The following is a 12072-nucleotide window of genomic DNA, read 5'->3' on the forward strand; positions in this document are numbered from 1 at the left end:
TGGCTAGAGTGACGGCCGTCGGTCTGCGCGTCACGACTGAGGCTCAGCGTGTCGCGAGCTGAGACAGCCGCTCGACCGCCTCGGCGATGTCGGCGTCGCTCGCCGTGAGCGCGATCCGCACGTGCTGGGGCGCGTCGGCCGTGTAGAACGACCCCGGAACGACGAGGATGCCCAGCTCGGCGAGCGCCTCGACCGTCAGCCAGGCGTCCTCCCCGCGGGTCGCCCAGAGGTACAGCCCGGCGACGCTGTGGTCGATGCGGAACCCCGCCGCGGTCACCGCGGCGGCGAGCGCGACGCGCCGGGCGCGGTAGCGCTCGCGCTGCACGCTGACGTGCTCCTCGTCGGCGAGGGCCGCGATCATCGCCGACTGCACGGGCGCGGGAGGCAGAAGACCGGCGTGCTTGCGCACCGCCAACAGTTCGGCGATGAGCTCGGAGCACCCCGCGACGAAGGCGGCGCGGTAGCCGGCGAGGTTGGACTGCTTGCTCAGCGAGTAGACCGACAGCACGAGGTGGCGGGAGTCGCCGACGACGCGCGGATCGAGGATGCACGGCGTGGGCTCATCACCCGCCCAGTTGAGCTCGGCGTAGCACTCGTCGTTCACGATGACGGCACCGAGCTCGCGCGCACGGGCCACGCGCACCCGCAGCGCCTCGAGGTCGAGAACACCGCCATCGGGATTGCCCGGCGAGTTGAGCCAGACGAGGCGCGTGTTCGCCGGCCACTCGGCGGGATCATCGCACGGCAGCGCCTGGGCGCCCGCGATCGCGGCACCGATCGCGTAGGTGGGGTACGCGACGGTCGGGAACACCACGACGTCGTCGGGGCCGAGGCCGAGCATGAGCGGGAGGAGGGCGATCAGCTCCTTCGAGCCGATCGTGGGGAGGACGTTGGCGACGCCGAGGGTGACGCGCCGTCTGCGGCCGTACCACTCGACGATCGCCTCGCGCAGGGGAACGGAGCCGGCGGTCAGCGGGTAGGAATGGGCATCCGTCGCCCGTGCCAGCGCGTCACGGATGATCGACGGCGTCTCGTCGACGGGCGACCCGACCGACAGGTCGATGATTCCGCGGGGATGCCGGCGAGCCCGGTCGCCGTACGGGACGAGAGTGTCCCAGGGGAAATCGGGAAGCTCGAGCGGCATTACTCGGCGGCTTGCGGCGGCAGCGCGCTCACGAGCGCGTGGTCGCCGGCGATCACGCCGACCTTCGCCGCGCCACCGGGCGAGCCGAGCTCGTCGAAGAACTCCACGTTGGCCTTGTAGTAGTCGGCCCACTGCTCGGGAAGGTCATCCTCGTAGTAGATCGCCTCGACGGGGCACACGGGCTCGCAGGCACCGCAGTCGACGCACTCGTCGGGGTGGATGTAGAGCATCCTCTCCCCCTCGTAGATGCAGTCGACCGGGCACTCGTCGATGCACGCGCGGTCTTTGACGTCGACGCACGGGAGAGCGATCACGTAGGTCACTGGAGCGGTGATCCTTTCACTACTGGGGCTTTCATCCTACCGGCCGATCGCGGGGTGATTCGCGGCCAGGCCAGCACCACGAAGGCCACGGCCGTCGGCGCGATCGCCCACACCACCCCGACCGCGTTGTTCGGGATCAGCACCGTGCCGCCGCCGCTCGTGGAGGACAGGAGCGCGACGGTGCCGATGAGACCCACGGCGGCCGCACCCGGGTACACGCGCGTGTCGAAGGCGATGCGCAGGCCCGCGAGCAGCGCGATCACGAGGGCGATCGAGAAGAGGAGGCCGAGGGGCACCGCGACGGTGCCGATCAGCGACGACGATTGGTGATTGATCGTGAGGATGACCCCCGCGCAGACCCCGAGGATCAGGGTTGCGACCGTGCCCGCGATCCGGGTCGCGAGCGAGCGCTCACGGAAGGGCACCGGCCCGTCGGGCTCGTGGTGCACGCGTCGAAAGCGCTCCACCACGTCGATCGGCTGCCACTCACCATTGGAGAGAGCGAAGGAGTCGTCGGTGACGACGAGCTGGGTGCGGTGAGCGCTGAGCGCGGCGCGCTTGCGGTCGAGCACCTCCGCCACGTCGACCTCCATGAGCCCGGTCGCACCCGAGCCGCGCGGCTCGATCGCGAAGAAGGGGATTCCATACACCTCGGCAGCCCGACGGGCGGCCTGCTGCGCGCGGATGTGGTCGGGGTGCCCGTACCCGCCCCACTCGTTGTAGCTCACCACCGCGGTGGGGTGCGTATCGAGGATCACCGCGGCGATGTCGGCCGCGACCTCGCCGAAGTCGGCCGCGGTGAGCGAATCGGGGCCGGCGTCGTCCGTCGCCTCCGCGCCCGCGCTGCCCCACTGCATGCCGGAGTCCCGGTAGCGGCGGGGCGACTGCTTCGCCCAGCGCGCGTGGGCGTCGCCGAGGAAGCGGTGGTCGGTGACGCCGAGGACGGCGAGTGCCGCGGCGAGTTCGGAGGCGCGGTGCTCGGCCAGGGCATCCTGATCGCGGAGCAGATACTGGAGTTCGTGCGGGATGACCTCCCCGCGTTCACCGCGCGTGCAGGTGAGCACCGTGACCGCGGCGCCCTGATCGACGAGCGTCGCGATGACTCCCCCGGTGGCGATCGTCTCGTCGTCGGGGTGCGCGTGCACGAAGAGTACGCGTTCCTGCTCGGCCATGATCCCTCCCCCGACAAGGGTAGTTGGACAGATCGCGAGGGCCGGGTTAGGGTTGACTAAGTAAGCGTAGCCTTACCAACATTCACAGTCTTTTCGCCGCACGCACTCGTCAGGATCCTCGCCGTATGCTCGCCACCCTCGTCATCGGTCTCCGCGAAGGCCTCGAAGCCGCGCTCATCGTGGGCATCATCGCCGCGTTCCTCCGCCGCACCGGCGCCTCGCTGCGGCCGATGTGGCTCGGCGTGGCCGCGGCGATCGCCCTCAGTCTGGGCGTCGGCGTCACCCTCGAGATCATCTCGGCCGAGCTGCCGCAGGCGCAGCAGGAGGCGTTGGAGACGATCATCGGCGTCATCGCGGTCGTCTTCGTGACCTCCATGATCGCGTGGATGAACCGGCACGCGAAGGGCCTCAAGCGCGATCTGGAGCGTTCCGCGGCGACCGCCGTGCGCGGGGGAACCACCTGGGCGCTCGTCGCCATGGCCTTCCTCGCCGTGCTCAAAGAGGGCTTCGAGACCTCCGTCTTCCTGCTCGCCGCCTTCCAGTCGTCGACGAGCTCCCTCGTCGCCGGCGCGGGCGCCCTGCTCGGGATCGGGATCTCGGTCGGCATCGGAATCGGCATCTACCGCGGGGGTATCCGCCTCAACCTGTCGAAGTTCTTCCGCATCACGGGCGTGTTCCTCGTCTTCGTGGCCGCGGGCCTCGTGCTCAGCGCCGTGCGAACCGCCCACGAGGCCGGCTGGATCCAGATCGGGCAGCAGGCGACGATCGACCTCGGCTGGCTGGCCCCCACCGGATCGATCCAGGCCGCCCTGCTCACCGGGATCCTCGGCATTCCCGCCGACCCGCGGCTCATCGAGGTCCTCGCCTGGGCGCTGTACCTCGTTCCCGTCCTCGCCTACCTCCTCTGGCCCGTCGCGCTGCGCCCCGCGCCGGAGCGACTCCCCCGCCTCTGGGTGACCCTCGCGGCGGGACTGGCCGCGGTGGGCATCGTGCTCGCGATCGCGGTGCCGCTGCCGGGCGCGCCGGCGACGGGGCCGGCGACGCTCGTCTCCAGCACCGGCGCCCGCCTCGGATCGGCGACGCTGCAGCAGACCGCGGGCACCGTCGTCGTCACCAGTCGCGTCGGCGGCGAGACCATGGTCTGGCGATACGCCACCTCCGCGATGCGCACCGCCGACCACGAGGGGCTGGCCGCCCGAGTGTGGAACTCCACGAGTGAGACCGTGCCCACGGGGCGTCCCACCTCGCTCACCCTCGATGAGCTGGTCGCACTCGCGGGCGGCCGCCTGCCCGTCGGTATCAACGCGACCCAGGATCCGGGGCCGTTCGACGCCGCCTGGGCGACCCGCACCGAGTCGACGGTGTGGATGACCGGCACCACACTCCTCGACGCCTCCCGCCGCACCGTCACCACCCTGACACTTCGCGGTGGCGGCCTCGCCTCCCCGCGCACGATCTCCGTGACGGCGGCCGACCCGGTCTCCTGGACCACCGACGCCGCCTACGCACCCGGGGTGGCCGCGGCGCTCACGGCGGCACGCCAGGCACGCGCCGAGTTGCTGCTCTGGAAGCTGTGTCTGCCCGTGCTGTTCGGGGCGGCGTCGGCCGCGCTCCTCGTCGCGGCCGCCCGCGCCCGCCGGCGCCAGCGCGGCGAGCAACGCGACGAGGCCCGCGACCGCACGTCCGCTGCCGCGGACGCCGAGCGACGGCTCACCGCGGGCGTCTGACCGGTCGCTCCGCACCCCCGCACCGCACTCCGCACTCCGCACTCCGCACTCCGTACCCCTCACACCACACTTCCGCGCGATCGCCGCGCCCCTCTCGAAGGAGAACTCTGTCATGACGCCCGTCCACCGTCCCCGCCGCCTGGCCGCCGTCGGCGCCGGTACCCTCATCACCGCCCTGCTGCTGGCCGGGTGCGCCTCGACCGCGGGCTCCCCCGGCGGCGCCTCGACAGCATCCGGCTCGGCCGCGCTCGCCGAGGTCGTCGGCGGCGCCTCGCAGGTTCGGGTGACCCTCGACTCCTCGGGTGCCGGTGACGTCTGCACCATGAGCAGCAGCCGCGCGAAGGCCGGACCGGTCACCTTCACCGTCGAGAACAGGAGTGCCACCGGGATCACCGAGCTCGAGCTCATGAGCGACCAGCGCATCCTCGGCGAGAAGGAGAACCTCGTGCCGGGACTCGCCGCCGTCTCGTTCACCGTGACGCTGACCGGCAGGAGCTATCAGCTGTACTGCCCGGGAGCGAGCACAGAGCTGCAGACCTTCACTGTCACCGGAACGAGCACCGGCGGAGGGAACGAGAGCGTGCAGGAGGAGCTCGCCACGGGGACCGCGGGGTATGCGGCCTACGTGACGCAGGAGGTCGACAACATGGCTGCGGGGGTCGCCGCTCTGCGGCGCGCGATCGACGCCGGCGATCTCACGGCGGCGCAGCGCGCGTACGCCCAGGCGCGCCCCTACTACGAACGGATCGAGACCGACGTCGACGGTTTCGTGCTCAGCGGTTTCGACGCGACCGACAACGCGGGCAATCTCGACTACCTGATCGACATGCGCGCGTCGAACCTCGACCCGGCGGTGGGCTGGCACGGATTCCACGCGATCGAGCGCGATCTCTTCGGTCGCGCCGCCATCACGGCGAGCACTCGCGCCCTCGCCGCCGAGCTCGTGACGAATGTCGGCCGCCTCGACAGTCTCTCGAAAACGCTGAGCTACAAGCCGGAGGATCTCGCCAACGGCGCCTCCGACCTCCTCGAGGAGGTGCAGTCGTCGAAGATCACGGGCGAGGAGGAGGCCTACAGCCACATCGATCTCGTCGACTTCGCCGGCAATCTGGAGGGCGCCCAGCAGGCCTTCGCCTACCTGAAGCCCGGTCTCACGCTCATCGACCCCGCCCTCGCGAGCAGCGTGCAGGAGGAGTTCAGCACCGTGACCGAATTGCTGGCCCGTCATCGCGACGCGAGCGCGCTCGGTGGCTACGCGCGCTACACGGCGGCGCTCCGCGAGCAGGCGGCGCCGGGGCTCTCCCGCGCGGTCGAAGCCCTGCACGAGCGCCTCGCGACGATCGCCGAGAAGGTGGCGACGGCGTGAGCGAGTCGGATGACCGACCGACCGGGTCCGCGCAGGGTGCCGTCTCGCGTCGCGGCTTCCTCGGCGGGGCGGGAGGCCTCGCCGCGAGCGGCCTCGCGGTCGGCGGGATCGCGGGCGCGGCGGGAGGGTTCGCTGCGGGGTACGGCACGCCGGCTCCGGCGGCGGCGAGCGCGGCGGAGGTCGCGCATCCCTTCTACGGTTCGGGGCACCAGGCCGGGATCCGAACCGAGCCGCAGAGATACACGGTGTTCATGAGTTACGACCTCACGACGAGCGTCGCGCGCGACGTGGAGGTGCTGCTCGCACGGTGGTCGGCGGCGATCGCACAGCTCGCGAAGGGGCTCACCGTCGGAAGCGTGGAGCCGCACCGACCGGATGCCGTCGGGGTCGACTCGGGCGAGGCCCTCGATCTCGGACCGGAGGGGCTCACGGTGACGATCGGATTCGGCCCCGGGCTCTTCGACGAGCGCTACGGGCTCGCCGCGCGTCGGCCGCGACACCTCGCCGAGCTGCCGGCGATGCCGAGCGATCAGCTGCAGCCCGCCCTGACGGGTGGCGACCTGAGCCTGCAGGCCTGCGCCGACGACCCGCAGGTCGCGTATCACGCGATCCGCACGCTCACCCGGATGGCCAAGGGAACGGCGACCACCCGCTGGACGGTCACCGGTTTCGGTCGCGCCTCCGCGGGCCCGACGCAGCAGACGCCGCGCAACCTCATGGGGTTCAAGGACGGCACCCGCAACATCGTCGACGACGCGGACTACGAGCGCTGGGTCTGGGCCGGCAGCGACGACCAGCCGTGGATGACCGGCGGCAGCTACCTCGTCGCCCGCAAGATCCACATCGCCACCGAGACGTGGGACACCGACCGCATCAGCGACCAGAACGCGGTGGTCGGGCGCACCAAGGTGGAGGGCGCGCCCCTCACCGGCAGCCGCGAACACGATGTGCCGGATTTCGAGGCCCGGGACGCGAGCGGGCAGCCGGTCATCCCCGCCACCTCGCATGTCGCGCTCGCCGCGCACGAGAACAACGGCGGGGTGAAGATCCTGCGGCGCGGCTACAACTACACGGAGGGGATCGACGCGCTGGGGCAGATCGACGCCGGTCTGCTCTTCCTCGCCTACATGCGCGATCCGCAGCAGTTCATCACGCTGCAGACGAAGCTGGGACGGGTCGATCGTTTGAACGAGTACATCGCGCACATCGGGTCGGCGGTGTTCGCGGTACCACCGGCGGCGCGCCAGGGCAGCTACATCGGCGCGGAACTATTCCGCTCCTGACGCGGCTCCTACTCGCTCGTGGCGGGCGTCACGGTGTAGTTCACGATGTACCCGTCCTTGTCGTTCACCACCGCGATGACGATCCCGTAGCTCTTGTCGGCACCGACGATGGCTGCGCCATCAGTCGAGCCGCTCGCGTCGATCGGCAGATCGAACCCGGCCGCCTTCAGGTCACCCTTGATGGTGTCGGTCGGGTCGCTCGTGCCGTCGTAGCGGATGCTGATGTTCCACGACTTGCCCGCGCCCTTGCCCACCGCGATCGCGGTGAGAACCTTGCCCGAGACGAGCGGAACGCTCTGCGGAAAGTCGCTCGGCACCGTGGTGCCGCCCACGTCGACCTGCCCGCCGGTCGCCTGTTTGACGATCGTCTGCAACGGGTTGCCGCTGCATCCGGCCAGCGCCGGGGTGAGCGCGAGGGCGCCCAGGAGGGCGACCGGGATCAGGAACTTCTGGCGACGCGTCGGCATGGCGTGCTCCGATGATCATTGGGGGGCTGATGCGCCACAGCCTAGTGCGCCCGACTGCCGCTCACAATGCGCGCGGACACCGTCCCGGGTGGGGGTGCGCCCCACCCGAGACGGGTGCGACCGATCGGGTCAGGCGTTCTGCTTCTTGAGTCGCGACGCGGCGCGGGCGCGCGCGTTGGCGTCGAGCTCGACCTTGCGGATGCGCACGAACTCGGGCGTCACCTCGACGCACTCGTCTTCGCGGGCGAACTCGAGGCACTCCTCGAGGGTCAGCCGACGCGACGGCGTCATGCGCTCGAAGTTGTCCGCGGTGGACTGGCGCATGTTGGTGAGCTGCTTCTCTTTGGTGATGTTGACGTCCATGTCGTCGGCACGCGAGTTCTCGCCGACAACCATGCCCTCGTAGACCTCCTGGGTGGGCTCGACGAAGAACGACATGCGCTCCTGCAGAGCGACCATCGCGAAGGGGGTCGCGACGCCGGCGCGGTCGGCGACGATCGACCCGTTCGTGCGCGTCGTGATCTCGCCCGCCCACTGCTCGTAGCCGTGCGACACCGCGTTGGCGATGCCCGCACCGCGGGTGATGGTGAGGAACTCGGTGCGGAAACCGATCAGGCCGCGCGAGGGCACCACGAACTCCATGCGCACCCATCCGGTGCCGTGGTTCGTCATGCTCTCCATGCGCCCCTTGCGGGCGGCGAGAAGCTGGGTGATCGCGCCGAGGTACTCCTCCGGCGCGTCGATGGTCAGGTGCTCGTAGGGCTCGTGGATCTTGCCGTCCACGCGCTTGGTGACCACCTGCGGCTTACCGACGGTGAGCTCGAAGCCCTCGCGGCGCATCTGCTCGACGAGGATGGCGAGCGCGAGCTCGCCGCGTCCCTGCACCTCCCACGCGTCGGGGCGGCCGATGTCGACGAGCTTGATCGACACGTTGCCGACGAGCTCGCGGTCCAGGCGGTCCTTGACCATGCGTGCGGTGAGCTTGTGCCCCTTGATCTTGCCGATCAGCGGGCTCGTGTTGGTTCCGATCGTCATGGAGATCGCGGGGTCGTCGACCGTGATGGTCGGGAGCGGACGCACGTCGTTGGCATCGGCCAGCGTCTCGCCGATCGTGATGTCCTCGATGCCGGCGACGGCGACGATGTCACCGGGGCCCGCCGAGTCGGTCGGGAAGCGGTCGAGCGCTCGCGTGATGAGCAGCTCGGTGATGCGCACATTGCTGACGGTGCCGTCGTGCTTGACCCAGGCGACCGTCTGGCCCTTCTTGAGGGTTCCGTTGAAGACGCGCAGCAGCGCGAGGCGACCGAGGAACGGCGAGGAGTCGAGGTTGGTGACCCAGGCCTGCAGCGGGTGCTCGTCGTCGTATTTCGGAGCGGGGATGTGCTTGATGATCGCGTCGAACAGCGGCTCGAGGTCGTCGTTGTCAGGGAGCTCGCCGTCGGCGGGCTTGTTCCAGCTCGCGGCGCCGTTGCGGCCGGAGGCGTACACCACCGGCACATCGAGGATGGCGTCCAGGTCGAGGTCGGGCACGTCATCGGCCATGTCGCTCGCAAGACCGAGAAGCAGGTCCTGCGACTCGGAGACGACGTCGTCGATGCGGGCGTCGGGGCGGTCGGTCTTGTTGACGAGCAGGATCACCGGCAGCTTCGCCTCGAGCGCCTTGCGCAGCACGAAGCGGGTCTGCGGCAGCGGACCCTCGCTCGCGTCGACCAGCAGGACGACGCCGTCGACCATCGACAGCCCGCGCTCGACCTCGCCGCCGAAGTCGGCGTGGCCGGGGGTGTCGATCACGTTGATGGTGATGGGGCCGTCGCTCGCGTGGATGCCGGCGTAGGAGACCGCCGTGTTCTTCGCGAGGATGGTGATGCCCTTCTCGCGCTCGAGGTCGTTCGAGTCCATGGCGCGCTCTTCGAGGTGCGCGTGTGCGGCGAAGGAGTTCGTCTGGCGGAGCATGGCGTCGACCAGGGTGGTCTTGCCATGGTCGACGTGCGCGACAATCGCGACGTTACGCAGGTCGTTACGGGTGGCAATAGCCATTGCTTCTGTTTCCTTGCATGAGAGGGGCGCGTCTCTCGCCGGAAGTCCGCGAGGATTCAGCGAGCGGCACGGCAGCGAACGATCGCTGGGAGGGAGTCTGGGGTGCGCAGGAGGAACACCTGTGGCATCCTGCCCCTCCAGTCTACCGTGCTGGGCGCGTTGCTGACCGCGCTTCGCGGCGTTCTCTCTGCAGGGCAGGATCGGGAAGCGGGACCGCGGCGATCAGTCGCTGCGTGTAGGGGTCCTTCGGATTGCGCAGGATCTCTTCCTTGGACCCCTGCTCGACGATCTTGCCGCGGTGCATCACGGCGATGCGGTGGGACAGCAGATCGACGACCGCGAGGTCGTGCGAGATGAAGAGGCAGGCGAACTGCAACTGCGACTGAAGCTCCTGCAGCAGCACGAGGAAGCGCGCCTGCACCGACACGTCGAGGGCCGAGGTCGGCTCATCGGCGACCAGGAGGGCGGGGCTGAGCGCGAGGGCGCGCGCGATTCCGACGCGCTGGCGCTGGCCGCCCGACAGCTCGTGCGGGTAGCGGTTGCGGAACGACCGCGGGAGTTCGACCTGATCGAGCAGGGTCTCCACGCGGCGGTCGAGGTCGGCGCCCTTGGCCACCTTCGACAGCAGGAGCGGCTCGCCGATGCTCTGGCCGATCGGGAAGCGCGGGTTGAGCGACGATCCCGGGTCCTGGAAGACGATGCCGATGTTGCGGCGCACCTCGCGCAGCTCCTTGGCGGAGTTCGTCGAGAGCTCGCGGCCGTCGACGGTGAGCGAGCCCTCCGCGATGGGCAGCAGCCCGACGGCGGCGCGGCCGATGGTGGTCTTGCCGGAGCCCGACTCGCCGACGAGGCCGACGACCTCCCCGGGGAAGATCTCGAGGTTCACACCGTCGACCGCGCGGAAGGCCGGTACCCGGCCGCGCTTCGGGTATTCGATCGCGACGTCCTTCATCGAGAGGATCGGGCGCGCGTTCGTGCTCTCGGCCTCCTTGAGGGCCTCGGTGACGATCGCCTCACCGGTGCCGAGGTGCGGCACCGCCGCGAGCAACTGCTTGGTGTAGGGATGCTCGGGGTTCGAGAACACCGAGGCGACGCTCCCCGACTCGACGACGACGCCGTCCTTCATGACGAGCATCGAGTCGGCGAGGTCGGCCACGACGCCCATGTCGTGGGTGATGAGGATGATCGCGCTGTTCAGGCGGTGGCGCAGGTTGCGCATGAGGTCGAGGATCTCGGCCTGCACGGTGACGTCGAGCGCGGTCGTCGGCTCGTCGGCCACGAGGAGCAGCGGGTCGCAGGAGATCGCCATGGCGATCATCGCGCGCTGGCGCTGACCGCCGGAGAGCTGATGCGGGTACTTGTTGAACGTCGTCTCGGGGGTCGGCATCTCGACCATCGTCAACAGCTCGATGGCGCGCGCCTTCGCGTCGTCCGGTGCCATCTCGGTGTGCGTGCGCAGGGTCTCGACGATCTGGAATCCGATCGTGTACACCGGGTTCAGCGCGGTCATCGGCTCCTGGAAGATCACGGCGACGTCCCGTCCGCGCACGGCGCGGAGGCGGCTGCCGGTGAGGCCGACGAGCTCGCGTCCGTTGAGCTGCACGCTGCCCGTCACGCGTCCGTTCGGAGGAGTGAGCCCCAGCAGCGCCATCGAGCTCGAGCTCTTCCCCGAGCCCGACTCACCCACGATCGCGAGGACTTCGCCCGGGTGCACCTGGTAGTTCATGCCGATCGCCGCGGGGTACCACACGCCGTCGACCCAGAAGTCGACGCCGAGGTTCTTCACGTCGAGGATCGGCTCCGTGGTGCGACCGGGGGTGGGGGTCGTGGTGCTCATCGAATGGTCCGTTCTGTCGTGCTGCGCGCGACCGAGGCGGGGTCGTGCCCCACAATGGTCGAATGGATTCTCGTAGGGGCGACGTGACGCTCAGATCGCGACTGAGCCGCATCCTCACGGTGTTCGTCGTGCTCATCTGCGTGGTGGGCGAGGGTGGATTCCTGCTGCGGGGCGACTACTCGACCGGACTCCACGCGGTGGGGCCGTTGGGCCTCGTCGCGTTCGGGATGTACCTGCTCTACTGGGCGCCCGCCATCACGATCACGCCGGCGACCGTCGTGGTGGTCAACCCGCTCCGCACCTGGGAGGTGACCTGGCCGGCGATCGTCGACATCGAGACGCGCTGGGCGCTGACGATCGTCACCGCGGCCGCGAGTCGAATCACGGTCTGGGCTGCCCCCACACCGAGCGCCGCCGGCGCGGCGACCCGCATGCGACGCAACGTCTACGGTCAGGCGGTGTACGAGCGCTCCCGCCCCGCGCAAGCGAGGCGCAGCGGCGGTGACATGACCGCGGCGCAGCGCCGCGAGCTGCCCGGTTCGGTTGCGCGTCTCGCACCGCTGTTGCTCACGCAGCAGTGGGAGGAGTACCGCGAGGCCGGCCTGCTGGGCGCCGTGGAGGGCGCGGGGGTGACCCGTCGCTGGCACCGCGGTGCGATCATCGTTCTCGCCGCCCTGGTGGCGGCCACGATCATCGGTGCGCTGCTGCCCTGAGCC

Annotated in this window: 10 protein-coding genes; 4 read left to right on the forward strand and 6 right to left on the reverse strand. The window is 70.0% G+C overall.

The window, feature by feature from the left end; genetic code table 11:
• Positions 1 to 43 precede the first annotated feature (43 nt).
• From dapC to G3T37_RS04525, 3 genes are read right to left on the reverse strand one after another with little or no spacing between them, the layout of a single operon-like run.
• Positions 44 to 1144, reverse strand: coding sequence for a succinyldiaminopimelate transaminase (gene dapC / locus G3T37_RS04515; RefSeq protein ID WP_163472244.1), 1101 nt, complete (start codon positions 1142 to 1144; stop codon positions 44 to 46).
• On the reverse strand, positions 1144 to 1467 hold the full coding sequence (gene fdxA, locus G3T37_RS04520; protein WP_163472245.1) for a ferredoxin: 324 nt from the start codon (positions 1465 to 1467) through the stop codon (positions 1144 to 1146). Before fdxA ends, dapC begins: the two co-directional genes overlap by 1 nt.
• The gene (locus tag G3T37_RS04525; protein WP_163472246.1) at positions 1464 to 2639 is read right to left on the reverse strand and encodes a PIG-L family deacetylase; all 1176 of its coding nucleotides are present in this window, start codon (positions 2637 to 2639) and stop codon (positions 1464 to 1466) included. The genes fdxA and G3T37_RS04525 overlap by 4 nt, the downstream gene beginning before the upstream one ends.
• 125 nt (positions 2640 to 2764) lie before the next feature.
• Here G3T37_RS04525 and efeU point away from each other — a divergent pair, with 125 nt between their 5' ends.
• From efeU to efeB, 3 genes are all read left to right on the forward strand, one after another.
• Complete coding sequence (gene efeU / locus G3T37_RS04530; protein WP_163472247.1) at positions 2765 to 4366, forward strand: iron uptake transporter permease EfeU; 1602 nt, start codon at positions 2765 to 2767, stop codon at positions 4364 to 4366.
• 112 nt (positions 4367 to 4478) lie between these two features.
• Positions 4479 to 5732: an iron uptake system protein EfeO gene (efeO, locus tag G3T37_RS04535; RefSeq protein ID WP_163472248.1), complete on the forward strand. Its 1254-nt coding sequence runs from the start codon at positions 4479 to 4481 to the stop codon at positions 5730 to 5732.
• A complete protein-coding gene (gene efeB / locus G3T37_RS04540) occupies positions 5729 to 7015 on the forward strand; it encodes an iron uptake transporter deferrochelatase/peroxidase subunit (RefSeq protein ID WP_163472249.1) in 1287 nt (428 codons plus the stop codon). The genes efeO and efeB overlap by 4 nt, the downstream gene beginning before the upstream one ends.
• Before the next feature lie 8 nt (positions 7016 to 7023).
• Here efeB and G3T37_RS04545 read toward each other — a convergent pair whose 3' ends face one another.
• The 3 genes from G3T37_RS04545 to G3T37_RS04555 form a co-directional block, all read right to left on the reverse strand.
• Positions 7024 to 7482, reverse strand: a complete 459-nt coding sequence (locus G3T37_RS04545) for a hypothetical protein (RefSeq protein ID WP_163472250.1) — start codon at positions 7480 to 7482, stop codon at positions 7024 to 7026.
• Between the two features lie 129 nt (positions 7483 to 7611).
• The gene (gene typA / locus G3T37_RS04550) at positions 7612 to 9519 is read right to left on the reverse strand and encodes a translational GTPase TypA (protein ID WP_163472251.1); all 1908 of its coding nucleotides are present in this window, start codon (positions 9517 to 9519) and stop codon (positions 7612 to 7614) included.
• A gap of 142 nt (positions 9520 to 9661) precedes the next feature.
• Positions 9662 to 11356, reverse strand: coding sequence for a dipeptide ABC transporter ATP-binding protein (locus G3T37_RS04555; RefSeq protein WP_163472252.1), 1695 nt, complete (start codon positions 11354 to 11356; stop codon positions 9662 to 9664).
• Positions 11357 to 11418: 62 nt separating this feature from the next.
• Between G3T37_RS04555 and G3T37_RS04560 the strand changes: the two genes are divergently transcribed.
• A complete protein-coding gene (locus G3T37_RS04560; RefSeq protein WP_163472253.1) occupies positions 11419 to 12069 on the forward strand; it encodes a PH domain-containing protein in 651 nt (216 codons plus the stop codon).
• Positions 12070 to 12072 lie beyond the last annotated feature (3 nt).

Source organism: Galbitalea soli, from assembly GCF_010686725.1.
Classification (GTDB): Bacteria; Actinomycetota; Actinomycetes; order Actinomycetales; family Microbacteriaceae; genus Galbitalea; species Galbitalea soli.

Bases quoted from the DNA above. Each gene is read 5' to 3' on its own strand.
- efeO (WP_163472248.1), top strand. From the start codon at position 4,479: ATGACGCCCGTCCACCGTCCCCGCCGCCTGGCCGCCGTCGGCGCCGGT.
- G3T37_RS04555 (WP_163472252.1), bottom strand. From the start codon at position 11,356: ATGAGCACCACGACCCCCACCCCCGGTCGCACCACGGAGCCGATCCTC.
- dapC (WP_163472244.1), bottom strand. From the start codon at position 1,144: ATGCCGCTCGAGCTTCCCGATTTCCCCTGGGACACTCTCGTCCCGTAC.
- efeU (WP_163472247.1), top strand. From the start codon at position 2,765: ATGCTCGCCACCCTCGTCATCGGTCTCCGCGAAGGCCTCGAAGCCGCG.
- G3T37_RS04545 (WP_163472250.1), bottom strand. From the start codon at position 7,482: ATGCCGACGCGTCGCCAGAAGTTCCTGATCCCGGTCGCCCTCCTGGGC.
- G3T37_RS04525 (WP_163472246.1), bottom strand. From the start codon at position 2,639: ATGGCCGAGCAGGAACGCGTACTCTTCGTGCACGCGCACCCCGACGAC.
- typA (WP_163472251.1), bottom strand. From the start codon at position 9,519: ATGGCTATTGCCACCCGTAACGACCTGCGTAACGTCGCGATTGTCGCG.
- G3T37_RS04560 (WP_163472253.1), top strand. From the start codon at position 11,419: ATGGATTCTCGTAGGGGCGACGTGACGCTCAGATCGCGACTGAGCCGC.